This is a genomic window from Zhihengliuella salsuginis (assembly GCF_014651715.1).
GTDB classification, from domain to species: domain Bacteria; phylum Actinomycetota; class Actinomycetes; order Actinomycetales; family Micrococcaceae; genus Zhihengliuella; species Zhihengliuella salsuginis.
Genome location: NZ_BMXK01000001.1, coordinates 133,690 through 159,458 on the forward strand (window position 1 = coordinate 133,690; position 25,769 = coordinate 159,458).

Here is a 25,769-nt window from a genome sequence, read left to right on the forward strand (position 1 = left end):
CCGTGGCGGGTCAGCAGACTGACTGATACCCGATTAGTAATCGACTGATATTTCAGAGAATGGCGGCTCGAAGATGAGTAACAAGGCAGTCAGCTACGCAGGTCCCGGCAAGGTCGAGGTCATCGACACCCCCTACCCGGAGTTCGAACTCAAGGACGGCCCCGGCGTCAACCCGGCCAACATCGGCCGCAAGGTGCACCACGGCGTCATCCTCAAGACGATCGCCACCAACATCTGCGGCTCGGACCAGCACATGGTCCGCGGCCGCACCACCGCGCCCGAGGGGCTCGTCCTCGGCCACGAGATCACCGGCGAGGTCGTCGAGGTCGGCCGCGACGTCGAGTTCCTCAAAGTCGGCGACGTCGTCTCCGTCCCGTTCAACATCTCCTGCGGCCGCTGCCGGAACTGCAAGGAAGGCCAGACCGGCATCTGCCTGAACGTGAACCCGGACCGCCCGGGATCGGCGTACGGCTACGTCGACATGGGCGGCTGGGTCGGCGGCCAGGCGGAGTACGTGCTGGTCCCGTACGCCGACTGGAACGCACTGAAATTCCCGGACCGCGACCAGGCGATGGAGAAGATCCTCGACCTGACCATGCTCTCGGACATCTTCCCGACCGGATTCCACGGGGCGGTCGGAGCCGGCGTCGGACTCGGGTCGACGGTGTACGTCGCCGGCGCCGGCCCCGTGGGGCTGGCCGCGGCCACCTCGGCCCACCTGCTCGGCGCGGCGACCGTGATCGTCGGCGACCTCAACGCCGACCGGCTGGCCCAGGCCCGCAGCTTCGGCTGCGAGACCGTGGACGTCTCGCTCGGCGATCCGGGCGAGCAGATCGCTCAGATCCTGGGCACCCCCGAGGTCGACTGCGGCATCGACGCCGTGGGCTTCGAGGCACGCGGCCACGGGCACGACGCCGGGAAGGAGCAGCCGGCGACCGTGCTGAACTCGCTCATGGAGATCACGCGTGCCGGCGGCAGCCTGGGTATTCCGGGCCTCTACGTGACCGGCGACCCGGGTGCTTCGGACGAGGCGGCCAAGGCCGGCTCCCTGTCGATGCGCTTCGGCCTCGGCTTCGCCAAGTCCCACACGTTCGTCACCGGCCAGTGTCCGGTGATGAAGTACCACCGCGGGCTCATGCAGGCGATCCTCTCCGACAAGGTGAACATCGCCGCCAACGTGAACGCCACGGCGATCTCCCTCGACGACGCCCCGAAGGGCTACGCCGCGTTCGACGAGGGTGCCGCGCAGAAGTTCGTGCTCGACCCGCACGGACTCATCTCCAGCAACTGACCCCTGCGACGACGGTGGCACCCGTCGTCGTCGTCGGTGCGCGGCCGCCGCCCGGGACGGGATACCGTCCCGGGCGGCGCCATTCAGCGCTGCTTGTGCGAGGCGTCCCGTCGCCGGATCAGCAGGCCGACGGCGATGCCGAACAGGCCCACCGACAGCGGGCTCAGGGCGCCCGCGGCGAAGACGGCCTCGGGTGGGGCGAACGCGGCGAGCGTCTGCCACGTCGGCCCCGAGAGCATCGCGCCGAAGACCATGCACGCGGCTATGCTGATCGCGACGCCGGAGGCGGCCGTGGTGGACGCGCGGGCCATCAGGACCGCCCCGAGTGCCAGGGCCGCGACGACGAGCGCGAATCCGAAGCGCACGAAGAGGTGGGAGCCGCTGGCCATCGCGAGCACCAGGAATTGGTTGCCGACGAAGAACACGCCGGCACCGACACCGAGCCCGCCGACGAAGTGGACGACGCCGCTGAAGAACGACGTCGTGTGGGTTCCTCCGATGGCCGTGGTCATCACAGCACCTGCTTCCCCGTGTCCGCCCTGCACTGTTCTCTCAGTGAAACGCCGGGCGCGCGCGGAGTCAATGGCTAGCGGCGCACCGGGTCGCCGTCGGGGTGGCTACGGTGCCCCGACCGCCGGAAGCAGGCCGTCCAGGGCGCGCTCCAACGCCCACCGGAAGTCCGGGGCGTCCGTGCCGGAGACGGCGAAGTCCGCCCGGTTCTGCGCCTCGGCGATCGAGCCGAGCACGTGGTTCACGATCAGCGACTGCGCGCTCACCGCCCGCTCGGCCGGCAGTCCCGCCGCCGCGAACAGGTCCGTCAGCCGGGTCAGCGGAGTGAGGCGCTCCGGCGCCAGCACCCGCGCCACGTGCACGACCTCCGCGCTGTCCGGGATCGGCAGCAGCAGCGTGTGCAGTGAGGAGGCCAGGTGAAGGATGCTGCCGCGAGCGGCAGCCGGGGTGACGGCGTCGTGCACCGCCCCGGCGGGGCCTCCCGCGCCGAGCGCGGGGGTGTCCATGAGCGCGGAGGCGACCTCGACGAGGAGCTCCTGCTTGTTCTTGACGTGCCAGTAGAGGGCGCCGACCTGGACGTCGAGGTCGCGGGCCAGCCGGCGCATCGAGAGGTCCGCGAGGCCGAAGTCGCGCAGGATGCCGACGGCCGCGGTCACTACGGTCTCCTGTGTCAGCGCCATGGGTTCCAGTCTAGGCGGAGCGCGGGGGCGTTCACGCGCCGTCTCCGCCCGGCTCGAGCTGCTCGAAGACCAGCGACGTCTGCGTGGTGGCGAAGACCGGGTTGGCGCCGAGATGGGCGGCGATGAAGTCCCGCAGCGACTCCACGGTGGCGCACATGACGTGCACGTGCAGGTCGGACGTGCCGCCCAGGACGAAGACGTCGGTGACCTCCGGCAGGTCCCGCAGCCGGCGCGCGGCCGGCAGCATCCGGTCCCGCATCTCCGGCCGGAGGACCACGGAGATGACGGCGCGGATCTGCAGCCCGAGCGCCCGCGGGTCGACGTCGGCGTGGTAGCCGCGGATGATCCCCGCCTCCTGCAGCGCGCGGACGCGCCCCAGGCAGGTGGAGGGCGCCACGCCGGCCCGTGAGGCGAGCACGTTGTTGGGCAGGCGCGCGTCGCGGGTGAGTTCCCGCAGGATCGCCAGGTCCGTCTCATCGAGCCGAACAGGATTCTGGCGGGCGTGGTAGTTGTCGATGCCCTGCGAATTCAGCACGGAATGACACCTCTTTTATTTGTGGTTATTCGGATCTACTGCATTTCGATTCCCTTCGATTCTACGATGGCCTGAACGGCGAGTCGCACCCGACTCCTCAGACATCCCGAAAGGCCCCATGGATTCGACGATCTCGACCCACGACCGCTCACGCTGCGCAGACCGCGACGCGAACGACCCCCTGGCCGGGTTCCGGTCCCGCTTCCTGCTGCCCGACGGCGTCGTCTACCTGGACGGCAACTCGCTCGGTCCGCGTCCGGTGGGGGCCGCCGAGCGGGCCGCCGGGGTGATCGAGCAGGAATGGGGCGAGGGGCTGATCCGGTCCTGGAACACGGCCGGCTGGTTCGAGCTGCCGCGCCGGCTGGGGGACAAGATCTCCCGGCTGATCGGCGGGGGCGACGGGGAGGCGGTCGTCACCGACACCACCACCCTGAACCTCTTCAAGGCGCTGTCCTCCGCCGTGCGCATCCAGCAGCAGGACGCGCCCGGCCGCCGCGTGATCGTCACCGAGCGGGACAACTTCCCCACGGACATCTACATCGCCGAGGGCCTCGCCGACCTGCTCAACTCGGTCGGCGGCGGCTACGAGGTCCGCCTCATCGACGACGAGCTGAGCCTCGAGGCGGCGCTGGACGACGACGTCGCCGTCGTCTCGCTCTCCCACGTCAACTACCGCACGGGCTCCATGTGGGACATGGCGTCCGTGACCGCGCAGATCCACGACGCCGGCGCGCTGGCGATCTGGGACCTGGCCCACGCCGCCGGCGCCGTGCCCGTCGCGCTGAACGCGGCGGACGCCGACTACGCGGTCGGCTGCACCTACAAGTACCTCAACGGCGGGCCGGGCTCGCCCGCGTTCATCTGGGTCAACCGCCGCCACCAGAACCGCTTCTGGCAGCCGCTCTCCGGCTGGTGGTCCCACGCCAGGCCGTTCGCGATGGCCGACGGCTACGAGCCCGACAACGGCGCCGGCCGGTTCCTGTGCGGGACCCAGCCGGTCATCTCCCTGGCCACCCTCGAGTGCGGCCTGGACATCGCGCTCGAGGTCGACGAGGCCGAGCTGCGGGCGAAGTCGCTCGCCCTGACGGACCTGTTCATGGAGCTCGTCGAGGAGCGCTGCGCCGGCCACGGCCTGAAGTTCATCACGCCGCGCGGGCACGAGGACCGGGGCAGCCATGTGAGCGTCGAGCACCCCCAGGCCTACGCCGTCGTCAGCGCCCTGATCGAGCGCGGCGTCATCGGCGACTACCGGGAACCGGGCGCCATGCGCTTCGGCTTCACCCCGCTCTACACGTCCTACACCGACGTGTGGGACGCCGTCGAGCACCTGCGCGACATCCTCGACACCCGCGCGTGGGAGGCGCCCGAGCACCAGCGCCGCAACGCCGTCACCTGATCACCCCCATCACCGCATCCAGACAACGAGGTCACGATGAAATCAAGCATGGAACAGCTCGCCGAGCGCGAGCAGGGGCTCTCCCGGGGGCTGACCGGGCGTCAGCTCAGCATGATCGCGCTGGGCGGCGCGATCGGCACGGGGCTCTTCCTCGGCAGCAAGTTCGCCATCGGGTTCGCGGGCCCGAGCGTCCTGGTCAGCTACGGGATCGGCGGTGTGATCGCCCTGCTGGTCATGGGCGCGCTCGCCGAGATGACGGCGAGCCACGCCACCACCGGGTCCTTCGGAGCCTTCGCCGAGCACTACATCGGGCCGCTGGCCGGCTTCATGGTGAAGTACCTCTACTGGTCCTGCATCGTGCTGGCCGTCGGCACGGAGGTGACGGCGGTCGGCGAGTACATGCAGCACTGGTTCCCAGCGGTGCCGCCGCTCGTCTGGGTGCTGGCCTTCTCCGCGCTCCTGCTGGGCGTGAACATGATGAACGTCAAGGTCTTCGGCACGCTCGAGTACTGGCTGTCCGCCACCAAGGTGTTCGCGATCGTGGCCTTCATCGTCGTGGCCGCGTCGCTGGTGTTCGGCGGCGACGAGTCATACGGCTTCCACCACTACACCAGCGAGGGCGGCTTCTTCGCCGGCGGCTTCACCGGGCTGTGGTTCGGCGTGATCGTGGCGATCTTCTCCTACCTGAGCATCGAGATGATCGCGATCGCCGCGGGCGAGGCGAAGGACCCCGGAACGGCCGTGAAGAAGGCGTTCAAGGTGACGATCGTCCGACTCTTCCTCTTCTACATCGCCACCCTGGCCCTGATCCTGGCGATCGCCCCGGTGTCCGCGCTGCTCGCGGGCGGCAGCCCGTTCGTGACCGTCATGCAGGTGGCCGGCATCCCGTTCGCGGACTCGCTGCTGAACTTCGTGCTGATCGTCGCGGCGCTCTCCGCGATGAATTCCCAGCTGTACATCTCCACGCGCATGATGTTCTCGCTCTCCCGCGGCGGGCAGGCGCCCCGCGCCTTCGGCGTGCTCCGGAAGAACGGCGCCCCCGTGAACGCGCTGCTGCTCTCGGCGGCCGGCGTCGCGGTGGCGGCCATCGTGTACGCGGCCAACCCGGAGTCGGGCTTCACGATCATGATGGCGTTGTCGATGTTCGGCGCCATGAGCACCTGGATGATCATCTTCGTCACCCACCTGTTCTTCCGCCGCGCGCACCGCCGCACCGGCGCCGCCCTGGCCTACCGGCTGCCGTTCTATCCGGCCGGCTCGGTCCTGGGCGCCCTGCTGATGCTCGCCCTGCTCGTGACCACGCTGTTCACCGAGGAGTTCCGGATGACGCTGGTCTTCGGCGTCCCGTTCGCGGTGCTGGTCGTCGTCGCCTACTTCGTGATGCGCCGGCGCGGCGCGCGCGGCGACGGCGGCCCCGAGGCCCGGCACGACGACGTCGCACCCGACGAGGTGCCCGAGGAGACGGTCGGCGAGCCGGTCCGCGGCGGCTGAGGCGGCCGGCGGGGCGTCGCCCTGGCAACGAATCGGATCCGAGGGGGTCGGCGCAGTGCGCCGGCCCCCTCGCGGCTTCGGCGAGGTGGTGCGCCGGGCCGGCCGGAGTCGCCGGGATCGCGGATTCCGAGGTCCGCAAAAACTTTCTTCGTGTTTTTCCAATCCGCTCGGCCGTCGGCTCCGAATGTGAATTGCAACACAACGCAAATTCAGGAGCTCTGGTGCTGTCACAGGTGATGGCACCCCAACGGAAGGACTTCCATGAAGAAGCTACAACTGCTCGCCGTACCAACGCTGGCGCTGGGCATGCTGGCCGCCGCGGCTACCGGCGCGTCGGCCGACACCCACGCCGAGACGTACCAGGCCGAGCTCGAGGAACTGAACGGAAGCGGCGGGTCCGGTTCCACGATGATCCGCATCTCGGGAGACCAGGCAACCGTCTCCCAGGAGGTCAGCGGCCTCGCCGAGACGTTCGACGGCAACCCGTACCCGCACGTCCAGCACATCCACATCACCACCGACACCCAGGGGCAGTGCCCCACCCCGGATGCCGACGAGAACGGTGATGGGATTGTCGACACCCCCGAGGGTGGCCCGTCCTACGGCATGGTGGGCACCACGCTCTCGACCTCCGGCGACACCAGCGCCGGGGCCGCAACGGACCTGACGGTCGCGGGCATGGGCGGCAGCTTCAGTTTCGAGCGCACGTTCACGATGAATGCCGAGACCATCGAGGCGATCGAGGCCGGCAACGGCACCGTCGTCGTCCACGGGCTGGACCCGGCAACGCTGAGCGAGGAGGCCGCCGGGGCCATGTCCACCCTGGCTCCGGAGCTGCCCCTCGCGGCGACCGCGCCCGCACTGTGCGGGACGCTGACCGCGTCGCAGATGGACATGCCGATCGGCAACCCCGAGACCGGCGGTGGCAACACGGCCGGTATGGACTCCGAGATGATCGCCCTCGGCGGAGGCCTCGTGCTGGTCGCTGCGGGAGCCGGTGTCTACATGGTCCGCCGCCGCCAGGCGGGTCAGGGCTAACCACGGCGCAAGCAAACCCAGGAAGGAACGATCACCATGAGGCATGCCCGGAACAAAGCCGCCAGGGGACGCTTGATCGCCTTGGCGCTCATCGTCACAGCCGGGGTCCTCGGTTCCATCCTGGTCGGAGTCGGGGTGAGGGGGGAGGCGCCTCCCCCCTCGCCCCCGGCTTCCGAGGCCCTCGATGCCGGATCGGCTTCGGCCGCGCCGACGTCGAGGCAACCGCGGGACAGCACCCCCGCGCCGAGCGCGGAACCGAGCCGGACGGCCGAGCCCGCGCCCCCGGTCGCGGCACCGGAACTCATCCTCGACAAATCGCAGCCGACCAGACTCAGCATCCCCTCGATCGACGTGGACACCGACCTGATGAATGTGGGTCTCCAGGCCGACGGAACCATCGGTGTCCCGCCGCTGCTGGCGGACTCGCCGGCCGGCTGGTACGACCGCGGACCGTCCCCCGGCGAGCAGGGGCCGGCCGTGATCCTCGGCCATGTCACGGCCCTGAACCAGGAGGGCCCGGCGGTGTTCTTCAAGCTCGGGGCGTTGCGCAAGGGCGACGAAGCCTCGGTCACCCGCGCCGACGGCACGGTGGCCGTCTTCACCGTCACCCGGGTCGTCCAGACGCCGAAACCCGACTTCTCCACCATGGACACCTACGGCAACACCGACGACGCCCAGCTGCGTCTGATCACCTGCGGGGGAACCTTCGATGAGAGCACCGGCCGCCACGCGGACAACATCGTCGTCCATGCCGAGTTGACGTCCACCCGGGAGGCGTAGCCGACGCTTTGAGCGGGGCCGGTCCCGCCTGTAGGAGGGGCCTCACGTCAGCAGCGCCGGCTGCGCGATCATCGCGCGCACGGGCGGGTCCGTCCGGCGCCGGCCCCTCGTGGTGTAGCCTTTTCCCAGAAATTGAACACTGTTCAAGAGAAGGGGCACGGCTATGGAACAACTGGTCGAGACGGCGGACGCCGCGGACCTCGTGGACCGCATCGACGCGGGGCACGCACTGACCGGGACGGAGGCGCTCGCCGTCCTCGCGACGCCGGACGCGGAGACGCTGGCTCTGGTGCTGCAGGCCGGGCGCCTGCGCCGGCGGCACTTCGCCGACACCGTCAAGGTCAACTACCTGGTCAATCTGAAGTCGGGGCTCTGCCCCGAGGACTGCACGTACTGCTCCCAGCGGCTCGGCTCCGACGCGCAGATCCTCAAGTACAAGTGGCTCTCCACGGAGGACGCCGCCGAGCAGGCCGGGCTCGGCGTGCGCGGCGGGGCCTCGCGGGTCTGCCTCGTCGCTTCCGGCCGCGGGCCCACCGACCGCGACGTGGGCCGCGTGACCGACATGATCGAGCGCGTCAAGGACGAGAACCCCGGCGTCGAGGTCTGCGCGTGCCTCGGCCTCATCAAGGAGCGGCACGCGAGCAAGCTCGCGGCCGCCGGCGCCGACGCCTACAACCACAACCTCAACACCGCGGAGTCCAAGTACGACGACATCTGCACCACGCACACCTACGCCGACCGCGTGGCGACCGTCGAGGCCTCCAAGACCGCCGGCATGTCCCCGTGCTCGGGCCTGATCGTCGGCATGGGGGAGAGCGACGAGCAGCTCGTGGAGGCCGCGTTCGCCCTCCGCGACCTCGACGCCGACTCCGTGCCCGTCAACTTCCTGATGCCGTTCGAGGGCACTCCGCTGGAGGGCACGTGGGAGCTGACCCCCCTGAAGTGCCTGCGCATCCTCGCGATGGTGCGCCTGGCCTGCCCGGACCGCGAGGTCCGCATCGCCGGGGGCCGCGAGATGCACCTGCGCTCGCTGCAGTCCGTCGCCCTCGAGGTCGCGAACTCGCTCTTCCTCGGCGACTACCTCACCAGCGAGGGCCAGGCCGCCGAGGCGGACCTGGAGATGATCGCCGATGCCGGCTTCCGCGTCCTCGGCCGCCCCGAGCGCCCGGCGGCCGCGTCGTCGTGCGCGGAGAGGGAGGCAGAGCCGGCCGCGCACGCGTGCGGCACGGGCTGCTGCGGGTCGCGGGACGACGACGCCGAGGCGCCCGCCGCTGAGACCTCTGCCGCCGAGACCCCCGGCTCGCCCGTCCTGCGCCGCCGCGGCGCGGGAACGGCCGCAGCGCCCAACGCATGAGCGGCGCGGGACTGGTCGCGCAGGACACGGGACTGCTCGCGCAGGACACGGGACTGCTCGAGCGGGGAGGGGGACTGCTCGAGCGCGACGCCGGCCTGCTCTGGCACCCGTACGCGCCGCTGGACGGCGGCGCACTCTACGGGGTGACCGGCGCTTCCGGCGCGTGCCTCACGCTGGACGACGGCGTCCGCGAGCGCCACGTCGTCGACGGCATGGCCTCGTGGTGGTCCGCCGTCCACGGTTACGGCCACCCCGTCCTCGACGCGGCCGCCGCCGCCCAGATCGGCCAGTTCAGCCACGTCATGTTCGGCGGCCTCACGCACGCGCCGGCCGTCGGGCTCGCCGAGCGCCTGGCCCGGATCGCGCCGGCGGGGCTCGACCACGTGTTCCTGGCGGACTCCGGGTCGGTGAGCGTCGAGGTCGCGCTCAAGGTGGCGCTGCAGTACCAGGCCGCATCCGGCCGGAGCGCGCGCCAGCGGTTCCTGGCCGTGCGCGGCGGCTACCACGGGGACACCTTCGCCGCGATGAGCGTGTGCGACCCCGTCGACGGCATGCACTCGGCCTTCCCCGGCCTGGTCGCCGAGCAGGTGTTCGTTCCGCGCCCGCCGGCCGCGCGGCTCGTCGGCGACGGGCCGGAGGGTGGTCGGTGGGAGTACGACGACGACGCGCTCGCCGCGTGGGAGGCCAACCTGGAGCGCATCGCCGCGGCCGAGGAGGGCTCGCTCGCGGGCATCATCGTCGAGCCCGTCGTCCAGGGCGCCGGCGGCATGCACTTCTACCCGCCGGCGGCCCTGCGCGCGCTGCGCCGCGTCGCCGACCGGTGGGACCTGGTGCTCATCGCCGACGAGATCGCCACCGGGCTCGGCCGGACCGGCCGCCTCTGGGGGTGCGACTGGGCGGGCATCGCCCCCGACGTGCTGTGCGCGGGCAAGGCCCTCACCGGCGGCTACCTCACGCTCGCGGCCGTGGTCTGCAGCACCCGCGTGGCGCGGGCGGTCTCCGACTCCGAGCACCGCGCGATCCTGCACGGGCCCACCTTCATGGGCAACCCGCTCGCGTGTCGCGTCGCCTCCGCCTCGCTGGACCTGCTGACCGTCCCGGAGCACGACGGCGGCCCGCCGCCCTGGCAGGTCTCCGTCGCCGCCCTGCACCGCGGGCTCACCGCGGCGCTGGCCCCGGCCCGGGCGCTGTCCAGCGTGCGGGAGGTGCGCGTCCTCGGCGGCATCGGCGTCGTCGAGCTGGGCGGGTCCGTCGACGTGACCGCCGTGACGAGGGCCGCCGTCGAGGCCGGCGCCTGGGTGCGGCCGTTCCGGAACCTCGTCTACGTCATGCCGCCCTACGTCGCGTCGCCGGCGGAGGTCGCGCAGCTCGGGGACGCGGTGACCGGGGCGATCGCGCAGGTGCACGGATGAGCGCCGGCGCAGGTCCCGTCGGCGCAGGGCTCGGCGGGTCAGGATCCAGCGCCGTGGATCCCGCTGGCGCAGGACCGGCCGCTGCAGGGCCCGCCGGTGCGATGGGGCGCTGGATCGCCGACCGGGCGCGGGTGCGCGCGGCCCGGGGCGGATCGCGGGCGACCCGCGTCGCGGCCGGCCTCTACGACCTCGCCTCCAACGACTACCTCGGCCTCGCCCGCGACCCGCGTCTGGCAGCCGCGGCCGCCGCGGCGGAGGCCGAGTTCGGGACGTCCGCGGCGGCCAGCCGCGTCGTCGTCGGCACTCTGGCCGTGCACGAGGAGCTCGAGGCCGCCTTGTGCCGGCTGACCCGGCGCGAGCACGCGCTCGCCTTCTCGAGCGGGTACGCCGCCAACCTGGGGCTGCTCGCGTCCCTCGGCGGCCCCGGGACCCTCATGGTGCTCGACGAGCACGCCCACGCGAGCCTCATCGACGGCGCCCGGCTCTCCAGGAGCGGGACCCGCACCGCCGCGCACAACAGCTGCGACGACGTCGCCCGCCTCCTCGCGGGCCGGCGCGAACCGCGCGCCGTGGTGGCCGTCGAGTCCGTCTACTCGGTCCTCGGCGACGCCGCCCCGCTCGCCCGGCTCGCAGAGGTGTGCGCCGAGCACGACGCCGTACTGGTGGTCGACGAGGCCCACTCGATCGGCGTGCACGGCGCCGGCTCCGTGCACGCCGCCGGGCTCGCGGGCGACCCCCGCGTGGTCGTGACCGCGACGCTGTCCAAGGCCCTCGGCTCCCAGGGCGGGGCCGTTCTGGGAGCCGGGGACTTCGGCGCCGCGCTGCGCGACCACCTCGTCAACACCGCCCGGACCTTCGTCTTCGACACCGGCCTCGCCCCGGGCGCCGCGGCCGCCGCCGCGGAGGCCGCGCGCATCGCCGCCGCCGATGGCTCGCTGCCGGACCGGCTCGCGGCCCGCTCGCGGCAGATCGTCGCGGCGCTCGCCCCCGTGGCCGAGCTCGACGTCGGCTGCGGGGCCGTGCACTCCGCGCGGATCGGGTCCGCGGCAGCCGCCGCCGACGCCGCCGGGCAGCTGCGCCGCCTCGGCATCGCGGCCGGCTGCTTCCGGCCGCCGAGCGTGCCCGACGGCGTCTCCCGGCTGCGCTTCACAGCCCGGGCCGCCCAGGACCGGCACGAGCTGGGCCGCGCGCTCGCCGTCGTCGCCGACGTGCTGACCACCATCGACCGACAGGAGCCGGCGGCATGAGCACCTACCACCGCGTGCGCGAACCTGCGTCCGTGAAAGACGTCCTGGAGCGGACCGGGGAGTTCGAGCCCACGAACGCGCTGACCGCCGTCGTGCCGCTCGGGCCCGAGGCGCTGCGCATCCTCGCCCGCGTGGGCTTCTCGCTGCCGCCGGTGCTCGCGTCCGAGACGGGCGCGGAACACCTGCGCGTGCGCCGGATGATGGCCGGCTTCTTCAGCCCCGGCAAGGTCTCCGCCGTGACGCCGGCCGTGCGTGAGCTGGCCCGCGACGCGGCCGCCGGCGTGCGGGCCCGGTTCGACGCCGGCGCCCACGTGGACCTGGCCGCCGGGCTCGCCGACCCGGTCCCGCCCGAGATCATGAGCCGGCTGATCGGAACCGGGAACCCGCCCCTGGCGGAACTCAAGCGGTGGAGCCGGGACTCGCTCGAACTGTTCTGGGGCTGGCCGGACGAGGCCCGGCAGGTGGAGCTCGCGAAGAGCGCCGCCGAGTTCTACGCGTGGCTGCGCGGGAGCGTCCGGGCGAGCCGCGGGACGGAGTCACTCTTCGGGGTCCTGCACGCGGGGGGACTGGACGAGCGGCGGATCTGCTCGCTCGGCTACTTCCTCGTCATCGCGGGCCAGGAGACCACGGCGCTGCTGATCAACACGGTCCTCTACCGGAGCCTGCGGGACCGCGGGGTCTGGGCCGCGTGCCGGGACATGGACGCCGCCCGCGACCAGGTGAGGCGCGTGCTCGCGACGGAGTCCTCCGTGCACACGTGGCGCCGCCGGGTGGTCGCGGACGCCGTGGTCGACGGGGTGCGGCTGCCGGCCGGGGCCGAGATCCTGCTCGAGCTCAGCGGGCACCACCCGGCCGCGGACGGCACGGGGTACGGGCTGGCCTTCGGGCACGGCCTCCACCGGTGCCTGGGCGCGCGACTGGCCGAGCTCGAGGCCGTCGTCGTCCTCAACGAGGCCGCCCGCGCGCTGCCGGACGCCGAGGGTGCGGGCGGGGACCCGCCGTGGCTGCGGCTGCTGTCCTTCCAGGCCCCGCTCACGGTGGGCGCGGCGGCGCCGAAGCTGGCGGGAGTCGGCTCGTGATCCTCGCGGTGACCGGGACGGACACCGGCGTCGGCAAGACGGTCGTGACCGCCGCCCTCGCGGCCGCGCTGGCCGGCACCGGGCACACGGTGGCGGTCTACAAGCCGGTCCAGACCGGGGAGCCACCCGTGGCGGACGCCTCGCCCGGCGCCCCGCGCGGCGGGGACATCGGCGAGGTCGGGCGCCTGGCGGGGCCCGGCGTCGTCCTCTCCGAGGGGGCCCGGCTGGCCGAGCCCATGGCTCCGGTCGCGGCCGCGGCCGCCGAGGGGTGCGGTCTGCCCGGACTCGAGACGCACCTGGCGCAGATCGAACGGCTGCACGGGCGGGCCGACGTCGTGCTGGTGGAGGGGGCCGGAGGCCTCCTGGTCCAGCTCACGGGCGCCGGGGACACGATCGCCGACGTCTGCCTCGCCGCCGGTGGGCGCCTGGCCGTGGTGGCCCGGCCCGGCCTGGGGACGCTCAACCACACGGGGCTGACCCTCGAGGCCGCGCGGGCGCGGGGTGTGGAGACGGCCGGCGTCGTGCTCGGCAGCTGGCCCGCGCACCCGACGCCCGTGGAGGTCTCCAACCGCGCCACGCTGCGGCAGATGTGCTCGGACGCCGGTATCGGGTGGTGGGGCGCGTTGCCGGAGGGCGCGGGGTCGTGGGGATCCGGGCGGTTCACGCGCGAGGCGCTCCGGTGGTTCGTCAAACGACGCGTCGAAGTCGCATCGGCGGGTCCGCTCCGGTAAACTCGGGGCGTAAGAGCCCCTGACTCTTACGAACCGGCGCGCCCCGAACGAGGCGGCGGCCGCACGCAAGAGGCACAGGGGCTTACGTGTGTCCGGTTCGCCCGGAACCCGGTTCCGCGCCGCGTCGCACAGCTGCGACCAGCGCACCCAAGGACCGGACGCTGACCGAGCAAGGGGGAGGATCCCATGCCAGCAATCGTGATCGTAGGCGCCCAGTGGGGCGATGAAGGCAAAGGCAAGGCCACCGATCTCCTCGGTGGACGCGTGGACTACGTGGTCAAGCCCAACGGCGGCAACAACGCCGGCCACACCGTCGTCGTCAACGGCGAGAAGTACGAGCTCAAGCTCCTTCCCGCCGGCATCCTGTCCCCGAACGCCACCCCCATCATCGGCAACGGCTGCGTGGTGAACCTTGAGGCGCTCTTCGAGGAGATCGACGGGCTCGAGGCCCGCGGCGCCGACACCTCCAAGCTGCGCGTCTCCGCCAGCGCCCACCTGGTCGCCCCGTACCACCAGACCATGGACAAGGTGACCGAGCGCTTCCTCGGCAAGCGCGCGATCGGCACCACCGGCCGCGGCATCGGGCCCGCGTACATGGACAAGATCGGCCGCCTCGGCATCCGCGTGCAGGACGTCTTCGACGAGTCGATCCTGCGCCAGAAGGTCGAGGGCGCGCTGCGCCAGAAGAACGAGCTGCTGCTGAAGATCTACAACCGCCGCAGCGTCGAGGTCGAGGAGATCGTCGACTACTTCCTCTCCTTCGCGGACCGCCTGCGCCCGCTCGTCATCGACTCGACGTTCGTCCTCAACGAGGCCCTCGACGCCGGCAAGGTCGTGCTGATGGAGGGCGGCCAGGCGACGTTCCTCGACGTCGACCACGGCACCTACCCGTTCGTCACCAGCTCCAACCCGACCGCGGGCGGCGCGTCTGTGGGCTCGGGCATCGGCCCGACCCGCATCAACCGCTCCGTCGGCATCATCAAGGCCTACACCACGCGCGTGGGTGCCGGCCCGTTCCCGACCGAGCTGTTCGACGACTGGGGCATCTACCTGCAGAAGACCGGCGGCGAGTTCGGCGTGAACACCGGCCGTCCGCGCCGCTGCGGGTGGTACGACGCCGTGCTGGCGCGCCACGCCTCGCGTGTCAACGGCTTCACGGACTACTTCCTCACCAAGCTGGACGTGCTCACGGGCATCGAGCAGATCCCGGTCTGCGTGGCCTACGACGTCGACGGCGTCCGGCACGACGAGATGCCGATGACGCAGACCGACTTCCACCATGCGAAGCCGATCTTCGAGTACTTCGACGGCTGGACCGAGGACATCACGGGGGCCAGGACCCTTGAGGACCTGCCGGAGAACGCCCGCAAGTACGTGCTGGCGCTCGAGGAGCGCTCCGGGGCGCGTTTCTCCGCGATCGGCGTCGGGCCGGACCGCGAGCAGACGATCGTCAGGAACGACCTGATCAAAGGCTAGGAATTCCCTTTTCGAGGCCGTGTCCCCTTTGTGGGGCACGGCCTCTTCTGTACGCTCGCGGGGTAGTCTTGTCAAGGACTTATAGATAAGGATGCATCAATGGGGGAGATCCGGCTTCGGCGACTCGTGGCGGCCGACGAGGAGCTGCTGCGCGCAGCGACGCACGCCAACATGAACTGGCGCGGCCGGGAGCGGTTCACCTATCGGCAGATCGACAGCCAGTCCCACTTCAGCCACTACAGCCGCTTCGACCCGGAACGCGGCGACTTCGGCCTCGTCGCCGAGAGCGACGGCCGGCCGGTCGGCGTCGTGTGGTGCCTCTTCCTCACCGCGGACCACCCCGGCTACGGGTACATCGGCGACGGCGTCCCCGAGCTGAGCCTCTGCGTCTGGTCCGGCTACCGGGGCCTCGGCCTCGGGCAGCGGCTCCTCAGCGGGGCGCTCCATGCCGCACGCGAGCAGGGCGTGAAGCGGGTGAGCCTCAGCGTCGAATCCGGCAACACGACGGCCGTGGGCCTCTACCGGCGCGTCGGGTTCCGGCGCGCCCCCGAGGCCATCGACGACGGCACGTACTCCATCGAGCTCTCCGGCGTCGCCGTCCGCCCCGAGCGGCCTCAGGAGAGGGACCGGGTCCGCGCCGTGGTGGCGGCGGCGTTCCCGACCAACGAGGAGGCGGACCTCGTCGACGCCCTGCGTCCGGAGCCGGAGTGGCTCCCCGGCCTCTCCTGGGTGGGGGAGGACGAGGCGGGCGGCGTCGTCGCCCACGCCCTGCTGACACGCTGCCGCATCGGCGACGCGGACGCGCTCGCGCTGGCCCCCTGCGCGGTGGTCCCCGGACAGCAGCGCCGCGGCGCCGGCACCGCAGTGATCAACGGCGCCCTCGAGGCGGCCCGGGCGACGGGCGAGCGCTACGTCGTCGTCCTGGGCCATCCCGGCTACTACCCCCGGTTCGGGTTCCGTCGGGCCGCGGACTTCGGCGTGCACCTGTCGATCGACGTGCCGGACGACGCGCTCATGGTGCTGGATCTGGCCAGCGAATGGGACGTCCCGGCCGGTCGCGTCGGCTACGCGGCGCCGTTCGGCCTCTGACCGATTCGGGTCTTGCGGCCGGTGGCTAGGATCGGATCATGCGATCACCGATACCCGACTACCTGGCCGAGGTCCTCGAAGAGGTCCGGGGTGACGAGCGCGGAGACGTCGCCGACTACATCCCCGAGCTGGCGCGGGCGAATCCGGATCTGACGGCCATCGCGCTGGCCACGGTGGAGGGATCCGTCTACTGCGTCGGCGAGGCTGGCCGCGAGTTCTCCATCCAGTCGATGTCCAAGCCCTTCACCTATTCGCTGGCCCTCGGCGACCAGGGGTTCGACGACGTCGCGGCGCGCATCGGCGTGGAGCCCTCGGGTGAGGCGTTCAACGAGATCTCCCTGGAGGCCGGCACCGGGCGCCCCCTCAACCCCATGATCAACGCCGGCGCCATCGCGGCGCACTCGCTCGTCCGGGCGTCCTCGACGGCCGAGCGCGACCGCCGCGTGCTGGAGCACTACTCCGCCTTCGCCGGGCGCGAGCTGGGGGTCGCGGAGGAGGTCTTCGAATCCGAGCAGTCGACCGGCCACCGGAACCTCGGACTCGGCCACCTGATGAAGGCGTTCGGGATCATCGACGACGACCCCGTCGACGTCGTCAACGGCTACATCCGGCAGTGCTCGGTCTCCGTCACGGTCCGCGACCTGGCCCACATGGCCGCCACGCTCGCCAATGCGGGCGTCCAGCCGGTGACGGGCGAGCGGGTCGTGCGTGCCGACGTGGTCCGCCACGTGCTCAGTGTGATGACCAGCTGCGGGATGTACGACGCCGCGGGGGACTGGCTGACGACCGTGGGCATCCCGGCCAAGAGCGGCGTGGCCGGCGGGATCATCGGCGTCCTGCCCGGTCAGGTCGGCGTCGCGGTGTTCTCCCCGCGCCTCGACGTCCACGGCAACAGCGTCCGCGGCATCCGGGTGATGGAGCGGCTCTCCCGCGACCTGGGCATGCACCTGATGGAGGCGACGCGGCCCTCGAGGTCGGCCATCCGCGACCACCGCGTGGAGAGCGTCAGGGGTGAAGACGTGACCGTCTACGAGCTCCAGGGCGACCTCGTGTTCGTCAGCACCGAGTCGCTCATCCGGCACGCCGTCGAGAACCCGCCGTCGACGCGGATCGTGGTCTTCGACCTGCACCGCGTGGACGAGATCTCCGACGTCGCGCGGAAGATGTCGGCCGAGGCGGCCCGGCGGATGAAGCTCGACGGACACCGGGTCGTGTTGGTCGACCCGAACGGGGTGCTCCCGTCCTTCGATCTGGGCGACGGGACGACGCCGGAGTACAGCTCGAGCATCGCTGACATCGACGTCTCCCCGCGATGACCCGCCCGCCCGCCTCGCCCCGGCCGCACCGCGAGTGCGTCCTGCGCGGCGCGACCGCCCGGTGGGCCGAGCGCGTCGTCCTGCGCGACGTCGACCTCGCCGTCGGTCCGCGCGACCGCCTGGGCCTGGTCGGCGACAACGGCGCCGGCAAGTCGACCCTGCTGGGGCTGATCGCCGGCACCGTCGAACCCGCGGACGGGGAGCGGCGGGTCGAGATCCCCGGCGGCCTCGCCTTCGCGGAGCAGCGTCCGACGTTCGCGCCCGGCGCGAGCGTGACCGGCGCCCTCGACGCGCTCCTCGCCGACCTGCGCCGCCTCGAATCGGAGGTGCGGACGCTCGCGGAACAGGCCGCGCTGGCCACGGGCGCCGAGCAGCAGCGGCTGCTGGCGCGGCTGGGCCGGGCCACCGACGCCTTCGAGGCGCGCGACGGCTACGGGGTCGAGACGCGGCTCGACGCGGCGCTCGAGCAGCTGGGACTCGGCGACCTCGAGCGGTCCCGCCCCGTCGCCGAACTCTCCGGCGGGGAGCAGGCCCGCCTGGCCCTGGCCGCCGCCCTCTCCGCCGAGGCCGAGCTGCTCCTGCTCGACGAGCCGACCAACGACCTCGACGAGGCCGCCATGGACTGGCTCGAGGCGCGGCTCGTCGAGCACCGCGGTGCGCTCGTCGTCGTCACCCACGACCGAGACTTCCTCGACCGGGTGGCCGCCGACATCGTCGCGATCGACGACGGCAGGCTCACCCGCTACGGCAGCGGGTACGCCGGCTATCTCGACGCCCGCGCCGCGGAACGACGGCGCCTCGCCGGGGAGCACGAGGCCTGGAAGCGCGACCTGGCGCGGAACCAGGAGCTGGTCGAGGCGAACTCGTCCCGGCTCGACGCCATGCCGCGCAAGCAGGAGAAGCCGGGTTTCGGCCACGGGTCTTTCCGCGCCCGCGGCCGCGACCACGGGGCGCGGAGCAGGATCCGGATCGCCAAGGAACGTGTCGAGCGGTTGCGGGACGAACCCGCGCCGCCGCCGCCGGAGCCGCTGCGCTTCGCGCCGGCGTTCGCGGCCGCCGAGAATGAGCGGGAGGAAGGCGTCGTCCTGACCGCCGAGGGCGTCGTGCTGGGCAGCGCCGAGTCGCCGCCCCGGCTGCGCCTCGAACGGCTGGAGGTCGCGGCCGGCGACCGCTGGCTCGTCTCCGGCCCGAACGGTGCGGGCAAGACGACACTGCTCCGGGTCCTCGCCGGCGAGCTGGCCCCGGACGCCGGCTCCGTCGTCCGCCGGGCCGGGACCCGCACCGGATGGCTGCACCAGGACTTCTCCGCCCGGTCCCGCCGGCCGCTGCTCGACGCGTTCGCCGCCGCGATCAGAACGTACCGCGAGGATGCGGTGCTCCCGCTGCTGCGCTCCGGGCTGTTCGGCCGCGACGATCTGGGCCGGCCGGTCGTGGACCTCTCCGTCGGCCAGCGGAGGCGGTTCGAGCTCGCCGTCGCCGTCACCGCGCCCAGCGACCTCCTGCTCCTCGACGAGCCCACGAACCATCTGGCGCCCGAGCTCGTGGAGCAGCTGGAGGACGCCCTCGAGGACTACCCGGGCGCCGTCGTCACCGTCACCCACGACCGGCGCTGGCGCCGCCGGGCCGCCGGCGGCCAGCGGCTGGACGTCTCGCCGGGCGGCGTCGTCTCCCGCGGGTGAGGCCGGGGCCGCGGCCTCACCTGCCGTGGTGGCCGAATCGTGACCCGCCGGGAGCGCGGGCGGCGCGTCACGCCATCGTCATGGGGTCGGCGAATCGGTAGGCTGGTTCACACTCACGCAGGTGGTGAGTCGAGAACCGGCCGTGGGCCGTCGGCGCATTTGAGGAGGCGACGATGAAGATCAGCGTGGCACAGTTGAACCCGTCGGGGGATCTGCAGGACAACCTCGACGTCGTGAAGCGGTTGACGCGCCGTGCCCGCGACGAGGGCGCCGACCTGGTCCTCTTCCCCGAGGAGACCATGTTCACGATCCGCCACGTCGAGGGCGACCTGCGCGAGGCCGTGGACCGCGACTGGTCGACGTTCGTCCAGCAGCTCAGCCTGCTGGCCGCCGAGGAGTCGATCGCGATCGTCGCCGGCGGCTACGAGTCCAGCGGCGAGGCCCGCCCGTACAACACGGTGGTCGCCGTCGACGGGACGGGGCGGATCGTCACCACCTACCGCAAGGTCCACCTCTTCGACGCGTTCTCCTACAAGGAGTCCGAGCGCATCAAGCCGGGCGACCCCGACGGCGTCGGCGTGATCGAGGTCGACGGCCTCCGGTTCGGCGTCATGACCTGCTACGACATCCGGTTCCCGGAGCTCGCCCGCCGGTTGACCACGGAGGGCGCCGACGTGCTGCTCGTCGCCGCCGCCTGGTTCAAGGGCGATCACAAGGTCGAGCACTGGGAGACGGTCCTGCGCACCCGCGCGATCGAGAACACCGTCTGGGTGGCCGCGGCCGGCACCTCCTCGACGAACACCGTGGGGCACTCCGCCGTGATCGACCCGATGGGCATCCCGGTGGACTTCCTCGACGATGAGACTGAAGCGCTCGTCACAGTCGACGTCACACGGAAACGCATCGACGAGGTCCGGGAGTTCCTCCCCGTCCTCGCGAACCGCCGCCTGTAGACCCCCGATGGGCTATCGGAAAACCCCGTAATCACGGGGATCCGGGGCGGTTGAGAAGAAAGTTCGGAAAAGTTCGGTCCGATGCGTAACCCCGGAGGGGGTCGGGGCGATGACGTATATGGAGCCGGGCTGAGAGTTTCCCCCCAACGATTTTCAGCCCGGCTCCTTTATAACTAATTCATAACTTCGCACTACACTGGTTCGAGACAGTCGTCGACGAACCTGAGGAGTGCAGTGGCCGCCATCTTGACGGATGACGTGCTCGAGCAGGCTCGGCACGGAGACTCCGGCGCGCTGACCGCCATCTATCAGAACCTGGCCGGGCCGGTTCACGGATACTTGGCGGCGAAGGGACTTGAGGACCCGGAGGCTGCGGCCCAGGAGGTGTTTCTCACCGTGTTTGCTCGCCTCGCCGACGTGACCGGCGGAGTCGCAGGGCTCCGAAAGTTCACCTTCTCCATCTCGCATGCCCGCATGGTCGACGCCACCCGGGCCCGCGCCCGCGCCCCCCGGATCGTCGAATACGAACCCGCCGTCGATCCCCGCGTCGAGACCTCTCCGCAGGACGAACTGCTCGCCCAGCTCGAATCGGGCCACCTGGCGCAGGCGCTCGACTCGCTCGTCTCCGACCAGCGGGAATGCGTCATGCTGCGCATCGTCGCCGGTATGACCATCGACGAGACAGCTGACATCATGGGCAAGTCCGCCGGTTCTATCAAGCAGTTGCAGCGCCGGGGCCTGCTGTCCCTGAAGAAGACGCTCGAGGAGGTGGACGGCGATGACTGAACCGGAGCAGAACTCCTTCGATCTCGACGCCCTGCTCGAGGACGCCGGCGCGGCCGACGACGCCCGGCTGCGCGGCGCCGTCGAATCGCTGCATGCTGCCGGCTCGCTGCCGGCGCCCCGACCCACCGGAGCCCTGGCCGATCTGCTGGACGGCAGGAAGACCGCCGCCGAGGCGGCCAGCGCAGCCGGCATCGCGACGGACGCGGACGCCGAAGCGGACAACGTCCTCGGCTTCGACCCGGCGAAGCCCCGCAAGCGCCGTGGCGGAGGCGCCGTCACGGGCGGCATGACGGTCGTCGCGCTCGCGGCGGCGGCCGGACTGGCCGGCGTGGCCGCGGCCGACGTCGCGCCCCGCGCTGCGGCACCGGTGGTGAGCGTGACCGTGCCGCCTGGCGAGCTGGAGCACGAACCCGAGCGGCCGAACATCGACGCCACGAAGGCGCCCGAGCCGGAGCCCGAACGGGTGGTCAAGCGGACCCCGGCGCCGACGCCGACGCCCGAACCCGTGCAGCAGCCCGCTCCCGCACCCGAGCAGGTACCGGTGCAGGAACCCGTGAAGAAGCCGGACAAGCAGGAGAAGGTCCTCAACCCCGGGCAGCCGGCCAGCACGATGCCGAAGACCGTCAAGATGGGCTCGAAGTCCAACGGGCGCGGGAAGAAGCACGGCCGGACGCCCGGCAGGTAGTCCGGTCGGAAGCAGAGCGCCGGTAGTCCTCCGGCGCGAGGGCCCGGCGGTCCGGTGCCGGCGCCGAGGGGCGCACACGACGAGGGGGAGGAGCCGCATCATGCGGTTCCTCCCCCTCGTCGTTCGCTCAGCGCGCCCCGGTCAGGCGAGGACCTGGCGCTTGGCGCTGATCACGCCCGTGTTGAAGCCGGCCAGGTGCAGGCCGCCGTGGAAGCGGGCGTGCTCGATCTTCACGCAGCGGTCCATCACGACGTCCAGGCCCGCGGCCTCGGCGTCGCGGGCGACGTCCTCGTGCCAGGAGCCCAGCTGCAGCCACAGCGTCTTCGCGCCCGCGGCCTTGGCCTCCTCCAGCACGCCCGGCAGGTCGTCGTGCTTGCGGAAGACCTCCACCAGGTCGGGGGACTCCGGCAGGTCGGCCAGCGACTTGAAGACCGGCTGGCCGAGGATCTCGTCCAGGACCGGGTTCACGAAGTAGACCTTGTACTTCGACGAGGACAGCAGGTAGGTCGCTACGAAGTAGCTCGCCCGCGAGGGCTTGTTCGAGGCGCCCACGATCGCGATCGACGTCGTCCTGCGCAGGATTCCCAGGCGGTCGGCCGCGTTCGGGCCCTCCCAGGTGCGTGTCTGCTCGGTGCTCACTTGGCTGCTCCCATCTGCGCGGCTGGTGCGGCCGACGGCACGGCGCACGCGGCGCCGTCGTATGCGGTCTCGGCGGACGACGCCGTCGCCTCCGCGCGCTGGGAGGCGTCGAGGGCCTGGTCGAGGTCCCAGAGGATGTCCTCGACATCCTCGATGCCGACCGAGAGCCGGATGAGGTCCTCGGGGACGCCGCCGGCCACGAGCTGCTCGGGTGTGAGCTGCTGGTGGGTCGTCGACGCCGGGTGCAGCACCAGGGTGCGGGCGTCGCCGATGTTGGCCAGGTGGCTGGCCAGCTGCAGCGCGTTGATGAAGCGGGCGCCGGCCTCGCGGCCGCCCTTGACGCCGAAGCTGAAGACCGAGCCGACGCCCAGCGGGAACAGCCGCGCGGCGCGCGCGTGCTGCGGGTGGCTCGGCAGGCCGGCGTAGTTCACGTAGGACACGCGCGGGTCGGACTCGAGCCACTCGGCGACCTTGCGCGCGTTGGCGACGTGGCTGTCCATGCGCTGGGCGAGCGTCTCGACGCCCTGCAGCAGCTGGAATGCCGACTGCGCCGGCAGCGACGGGCCGAAGTCGCGCAGCTGCTCGCTGCGCAGCTTGGTCAGGAAGCCGTACTCGCCGAAGTTGGCCCACCAGGAGACGTTGCCGTAGCTCGGCACCGGCTCGGTCATGGTCGGGAACTTGCCGTTGCCCCAGTCGAACGTGCCGGACTCGACGACGACGCCGCCGAGCGTGGTGCCGTGGCCGCCGAGGAACTTGGTGGCGGAGTGGATGACGATGTCCGCGCCGTGCTCGATCGGGCGCAGCAGGTACGGCGGGGTCAGCGTCGAGTCGACGACGAGCGGGACGCCCGCGGCGTGCGCGACGCCGGCCAGGCCCTCCAGGTCGACGACGTCGCCCGAGGGGTTGGCCACGACCTCCGTGTAGACGGCCTTGGTGTTCTCCTGGATGGCCGCGGCGAAGTCGGCGGCCTCTGTGGAGTCGACGAACGTGGTCTCGATGCCGAACCGGCGCAGGCTCACGTCGAGCTGGGTGATCGTCCCGCCGTAGAGCTTCGAGGACGCGACGATGTGGTCGCCCGCCTGGGCGAGGGCGGCGAAGGTGACGAACTCGGCCGACATGCCCGACGCCGTCGCCACGGCGCCGATGCCGCCCTCGAGGGCCGCGATGCGCTCCTCGAAGGCCGCCACGGTCGGGTTGCCGATGCGGGAGTAGATGTTGCCGTACTTCTGCAGGGCGAACAGGTTGGCGGCGTCGTCGGTGTCCTTGAACACGAAGCTCGTGGACTGGTAGATCGGGACGGCACGCGCGCCGTGTTCGGCGTCCGGCGTGCCGCCGGCGTGCAGAGCGCGGGTGCGGAACCCGAACTGGTGGTCGGTCATTTAGCGCAGGGCCCCTTCGAGGTTGGTGACGGGAAGCAGGTCGGTGTTCAGTTCGGTGCCGTTCTTGCGGGCGAGGTCCGCCTCCATCTCGCGGACGATCGGCAGGATGTCGCGGCCGAACGCCTCGACCTCCTCCTGGAAGTGCAGGTAGCAGGTAAGCATGAGGTTCACGCCGATCTTCTTGAACTCGATGATGCGTTCGGCGATCTGCTCGGGCGTGCCGATGAGCTTCGAGCGGAAGCCGTCGTTGTACTGGACCATGTCCTCGAACGTCGAGTCCGCCCACATGCCCTTGCCGTCCTTCGTGGACTGCCCGGCCTCCTTGACGGCCTCGGAGAAGCCCTCGACGGCGGGGCGGTGCGCCTTCGCGATGATCTCGCGCAGCGTCTCGGTCGCCTCGGCCTCGGTGTCGCGGGCGATGACGAAGCCGTTCAGGCCGAACTTCGGCGGCTTCGGGGCCCGGCGGCCCGCAGCGGCGGAGGCGACGACGCCGGCGATGTTCTCCTGGAAGCCCTCGAGCGAGCGGCCGTTGGAGAAGTACCAGTCGGCGGTCTTGCCGGCGGCGGCCTGCGCGGCGGTGGAGTTGCCGCCGAAGAAGACCTCCGGGTGCGCGCGGCCTGCGATGTCCAGCGGCGGCGGGTTCAGGGTGAAGCCGTCGATGTTGTAGTAGTCGCCCTGGTAGGAGAAGTCCGTCTCCGTCCAGAGGCCGCGCAGGATGTCGATGAACTCGGCGGTGCGGACGTAGCGCTCGTCGTGCTCCAGCCAGTCCAGACCGAACTTCGTGAACTCGTCCTTGAGCCAGCCCGAGACGATGTTCACGGCGGAGCGCCCGCCCGAGATGTGGTCCGCGGTGATGATGAACTTCGCCAGCACGCCCGGGTGCCACATGCCCGGGTGGACGGCGGAGATGATGTTCAGGCGCTCGGTGGCGCCGAGCAGTGCCAGCGAGAAGCTCGTGGCCTCGTGCTGCTTGTCCGCGCCGTAGCTGGCGGCGTAGCGGGTCTGGGTCAGCGCGTACTCGAAACCGGAGTTCTCTGCGATGCGGGCCAGCTTCTTGTTGTAGTCGAAGTCCCAACTGGTGCGCTGCTCGATGGTCGAGACGACCAGGCCGCCCGAGACATTCGGGACCCAGTAGGCGAACTTCAGCGGGGATTCCAGATCGGCGATGGGGCTGGGGGAGGTGCTCATCGAAGCTCCTTGCATACGAGCGCACGTCGTGTCGGCCACACCGTGCGCGGTGTTGGGGCTCCCGAGGACAACGACGATCCCGGCGCGGGCTGCGCCTGCGGATCAAGAAAGCGTGATGCTTCTCCATCGTCTCTGGCAGTAGCACCTTTCCGGAGGATTCCGGATGGTTGCTGCGGCGTCGTAGAGCCAGATCTCTCAGCCGCTCGGGATGGTTGCCTCCCCAGTGTGACGTCACAAACCGCCGTGCGGCAAGCAATGTTTACGCACGTTGCGTTCCGTGTCAGATCGAATCCAGGCAGAGGGCCGTCGCGAATCCGGCGGCTGCGGTCACCCCGGTCGCGAGGTGCTGCTTCTCGAAGGCCTCGGGGATCATCGTGTCGACGATCATGGCCAGGATCGCGCCCGCGGCCAGCGCGTTGATGGCCGCCACGATCCCGGCCGGGGCCGTCTGCAGGGCGACGAACCCGACAAGGGAACTGGCCCCGGCGAGCAGCGCGATGACCGTCCAGATCCCGAAGACGTAGGCGGCGCTGCGACCGGCCCGCTTCATGCCGGCCGCACTCGAGAGGCCCTCCGGGACGTTGGAGAGGAAGACGGCGCCGAGCATCGCCGGGTTGACGGACCCGGCCGTCACCATCGACAGCCCGAGCACGAGTGATTCGGGGACGCCGTCGAGCAGCGCGCCGACCGCGATGGCCGTGCCGCTGCCGGGGACCTCGTGTTCGGCCGGCTGCTGGCCGCCGGAGCGCTTGCGGTGCCGGGCGCCGCGCCGTGCCAGCCACGCGTTGGCGCCCACGAACGCCACCGCGCCGACCATGAATCCGGCGATCGTGACGGGGAGGCCTCCGGAGGCGACGGCGTCGTCGACCAACTCGAAGGCGAGCGCGGAGAAGAGCACGCCGGCGCCGAAGGCCATGATCGCCGCGACGACCTTCTGCGGGACCTGCCAGATCCACGCGACGGCGCACCCGAGAAGCAGGGCCAGCCCGCCGAGCAGGCCGGCGGCGAAGGCGCTCATCCACTCTGGCATGCCAT

At 71.5% G+C, this 25,769-nt stretch carries 24 protein-coding genes and 1 riboswitch; of the genes, 17 read left to right on the top strand and 7 right to left on the bottom strand.

Annotated features, from left to right (window positions below; all coding sequences use genetic code 11):
* Positions 1–73 precede the first annotated feature (73 nt).
* Positions 74–1,291: a formaldehyde dehydrogenase, glutathione-independent gene (gene fdhA, locus IE069_RS00650; RefSeq protein ID WP_189348174.1), complete on the top strand. Its 1,218-nt coding sequence runs from the start codon at positions 74–76 to the stop codon at positions 1,289–1,291.
* An 83-nt stretch (positions 1,292–1,374) separates the two neighbouring features.
* Here fdhA and IE069_RS00655 read toward each other — a convergent pair whose 3' ends face one another.
* The 3 genes from IE069_RS00655 to IE069_RS00665 form a co-directional block, all read right to left on the bottom strand.
* Positions 1,375–1,803: a hypothetical protein gene (locus IE069_RS00655; RefSeq protein ID WP_189348175.1), complete on the bottom strand. Its 429-nt coding sequence runs from the start codon at positions 1,801–1,803 to the stop codon at positions 1,375–1,377.
* A 105-nt stretch (positions 1,804–1,908) separates the two neighbouring features.
* Positions 1,909–2,481, bottom strand: coding sequence for a TetR family transcriptional regulator (locus tag IE069_RS00660; protein ID WP_189348176.1), 573 nt, complete (start codon positions 2,479–2,481; stop codon positions 1,909–1,911).
* A gap of 31 nt (positions 2,482–2,512) precedes the next feature.
* Complete coding sequence (locus IE069_RS00665; protein WP_189348177.1) at positions 2,513–3,016, bottom strand: Lrp/AsnC family transcriptional regulator; 504 nt, start codon at positions 3,014–3,016, stop codon at positions 2,513–2,515.
* Between the two features lie 118 nt (positions 3,017–3,134).
* On the opposite strand from IE069_RS00665, the gene kynU reads away from it, so the two are divergent.
* The 16 genes from kynU (at position 3,135) to IE069_RS00745 (ending at position 21,528) form a co-directional block, all read left to right on the top strand.
* Positions 3,135–4,412 (top strand): kynureninase, encoded by a 1,278-nt coding sequence (gene kynU / locus IE069_RS00670; RefSeq protein ID WP_189348178.1) that lies wholly within the window; start codon positions 3,135–3,137, stop codon positions 4,410–4,412.
* A gap of 48 nt (positions 4,413–4,460) precedes the next feature.
* Positions 4,461–5,903 (top strand): amino acid permease, encoded by a 1,443-nt coding sequence (locus IE069_RS00675; RefSeq protein ID WP_229790851.1) that lies wholly within the window; start codon positions 4,461–4,463, stop codon positions 5,901–5,903.
* Positions 5,904–6,164: 261 nt separating this feature from the next.
* Positions 6,165–6,941: a GVDTG sorting domain-containing protein gene (locus IE069_RS00680; protein ID WP_189348180.1), complete on the top strand. Its 777-nt coding sequence runs from the start codon at positions 6,165–6,167 to the stop codon at positions 6,939–6,941.
* Positions 6,942–6,977: 36 nt separating this feature from the next.
* Entirely contained in the window at positions 6,978–7,721 is a 744-nt protein-coding gene (locus tag IE069_RS00685) for a class F sortase (RefSeq protein ID WP_189348181.1), read from the top strand.
* Between the two features lie 163 nt (positions 7,722–7,884).
* Complete coding sequence (bioB, locus tag IE069_RS00690) at positions 7,885–9,075, top strand: biotin synthase BioB (protein WP_189348182.1); 1,191 nt, start codon at positions 7,885–7,887, stop codon at positions 9,073–9,075.
* Positions 9,072–10,487: an adenosylmethionine--8-amino-7-oxononanoate transaminase gene (gene bioA, locus IE069_RS00695; RefSeq protein ID WP_189348183.1), complete on the top strand. Its 1,416-nt coding sequence runs from the start codon at positions 9,072–9,074 to the stop codon at positions 10,485–10,487. The genes bioB and bioA overlap by 4 nt, the downstream gene beginning before the upstream one ends.
* Entirely contained in the window at positions 10,484–11,734 is a 1,251-nt protein-coding gene (locus IE069_RS00700; protein WP_229790852.1) for an aminotransferase class I/II-fold pyridoxal phosphate-dependent enzyme, read from the top strand. The genes bioA and IE069_RS00700 overlap by 4 nt, the downstream gene beginning before the upstream one ends.
* A complete protein-coding gene (locus IE069_RS00705; RefSeq protein WP_189348184.1) occupies positions 11,731–12,813 on the top strand; it encodes a cytochrome P450 family protein in 1,083 nt (360 codons plus the stop codon). The genes IE069_RS00700 and IE069_RS00705 overlap by 4 nt, the downstream gene beginning before the upstream one ends.
* A complete protein-coding gene (bioD, locus tag IE069_RS00710; RefSeq protein ID WP_229790853.1) occupies positions 12,810–13,544 on the top strand; it encodes a dethiobiotin synthase in 735 nt (244 codons plus the stop codon). Before IE069_RS00705 ends, bioD begins: the two co-directional genes overlap by 4 nt.
* Before the next feature lie 186 nt (positions 13,545–13,730).
* Positions 13,731–15,020 carry an adenylosuccinate synthase gene (locus IE069_RS00715; RefSeq protein ID WP_189348185.1) on the top strand — a complete coding sequence of 430 codons (1,290 nt, stop codon included), beginning with the start codon at positions 13,731–13,733 and terminating at the stop codon, positions 15,018–15,020.
* A gap of 99 nt (positions 15,021–15,119) precedes the next feature.
* On the top strand, positions 15,120–16,109 hold the full coding sequence (locus IE069_RS00720; RefSeq protein WP_189348186.1) for a GNAT family N-acetyltransferase: 990 nt from the start codon (positions 15,120–15,122) through the stop codon (positions 16,107–16,109).
* A 38-nt stretch (positions 16,110–16,147) separates the two neighbouring features.
* Positions 16,148–17,425 (top strand): glutaminase, encoded by a 1,278-nt coding sequence (locus IE069_RS00725; protein ID WP_189348187.1) that lies wholly within the window; start codon positions 16,148–16,150, stop codon positions 17,423–17,425.
* Positions 17,422–19,104: an ABC-F family ATP-binding cassette domain-containing protein gene (locus IE069_RS00730; RefSeq protein WP_189348188.1), complete on the top strand. Its 1,683-nt coding sequence runs from the start codon at positions 17,422–17,424 to the stop codon at positions 19,102–19,104. Before IE069_RS00725 ends, IE069_RS00730 begins: the two co-directional genes overlap by 4 nt.
* A gap of 173 nt (positions 19,105–19,277) precedes the next feature.
* A complete protein-coding gene (locus tag IE069_RS00735) occupies positions 19,278–20,057 on the top strand; it encodes a carbon-nitrogen hydrolase family protein (protein WP_189348189.1) in 780 nt (259 codons plus the stop codon).
* Positions 20,058–20,291: 234 nt separating this feature from the next.
* Positions 20,292–20,843, top strand: coding sequence for an RNA polymerase sigma factor (locus IE069_RS00740; RefSeq protein ID WP_189348190.1), 552 nt, complete (start codon positions 20,292–20,294; stop codon positions 20,841–20,843).
* Positions 20,836–21,528 carry a hypothetical protein gene (locus IE069_RS00745; protein WP_189348191.1) on the top strand — a complete coding sequence of 231 codons (693 nt, stop codon included), beginning with the start codon at positions 20,836–20,838 and terminating at the stop codon, positions 21,526–21,528. The genes IE069_RS00740 and IE069_RS00745 overlap by 8 nt, the downstream gene beginning before the upstream one ends.
* A gap of 141 nt (positions 21,529–21,669) precedes the next feature.
* Here IE069_RS00745 and IE069_RS00750 read toward each other — a convergent pair whose 3' ends face one another.
* The 4 genes from IE069_RS00750 to IE069_RS00765 form a co-directional block, all read right to left on the bottom strand.
* Entirely contained in the window at positions 21,670–22,167 is a 498-nt protein-coding gene (locus IE069_RS00750; protein ID WP_189348192.1) for a CoA-binding protein, read from the bottom strand.
* A complete protein-coding gene (locus tag IE069_RS00755) occupies positions 22,164–23,546 on the bottom strand; it encodes an O-acetylhomoserine aminocarboxypropyltransferase/cysteine synthase family protein (RefSeq protein ID WP_189348193.1) in 1,383 nt (460 codons plus the stop codon). The genes IE069_RS00750 and IE069_RS00755 overlap by 4 nt, the downstream gene beginning before the upstream one ends.
* Positions 23,547–24,734, bottom strand: a complete 1,188-nt coding sequence (gene sfnG / locus IE069_RS00760) for a dimethylsulfone monooxygenase SfnG (RefSeq protein ID WP_189348194.1) — start codon at positions 24,732–24,734, stop codon at positions 23,547–23,549.
* Positions 24,735–24,854: 120 nt separating this feature from the next.
* A riboswitch (SAM riboswitch) is annotated at positions 24,855–24,949 on the bottom strand.
* Positions 24,950–25,014: 65 nt separating this feature from the next.
* Complete coding sequence (locus tag IE069_RS00765) at positions 25,015–25,764, bottom strand: ZIP family metal transporter (RefSeq protein ID WP_189348195.1); 750 nt, start codon at positions 25,762–25,764, stop codon at positions 25,015–25,017.
* Positions 25,765–25,769: the final 5 nt, after the last annotated feature.